This is a genomic window from Rhizobium sp. 01T444 (genome assembly GCF_056398305.1).
Map to the genome: position 1 here is coordinate 1 of NZ_JBFTPD010000296.1, position 586 is coordinate 586.

At 65.5% G+C, this 586-nt stretch carries 2 pseudogenes; both read left to right on the forward strand.

What is annotated here, in order from left to right:
• Positions 1 to 226 (forward strand): annotated as a pseudogene (locus AC1DTN_RS38540) (acetaldehyde dehydrogenase (acetylating)); the annotation flags it as partial.
• A gap of 13 nt (positions 227 to 239) precedes the next feature.
• Positions 240 to 586: pseudogene (locus AC1DTN_RS38545) on the forward strand (4-hydroxy-2-oxovalerate aldolase); the annotation flags it as partial.

Consider the following 586-nt stretch of genomic DNA (forward strand, 5'->3'; position numbering starts at 1 on the left):
GATCAAGGAAGTGCAGAAGTACGTGCCCGGCTACCGGCTGGTCAACGGCCCGGTCATCGACGGCAACCGTGTCTCGATCTACCTCGAGGTCGAAGGCCTCGGGGACTACCTGCCCAAGTACGCGGGCAACCTGGACATCATGACCGCGGCCGCCGCGCGCACCGCCGAGATGTTCGCCGAAGAAATCCTCAATGGCTCGCTGACGCTCGAGCCCCTGGCCACCTGAAGGAACAAGCACCATGACACTCAAGGGCAAACACATCGTCGTGCACGACATGACGCTGCGCGACGGCATGCACCCCAAGCGCCACCAGATGACGCTCGACCAGATGAAGAGCATCGCGCAGGGCCTGGACAACGCGGGCGTGCCGCTCATCGAGGTGACGCACGGCGACGGGCTGGGCGGCAGCTCCGTCAACTACGGCTTCCCGGCGCACACCGACGAGGAATACCTCTCGGCCGTGATCCCGCTGATGAAGCAGGCCAAGGTCTCGGCGCTGCTGATCCCGGGGATCGGCACGGTCGAGCACCTGCGCATGGCGCATGAGCTGGGCGTGCGCACGATCCGCGTCGCCACGCATTGCAC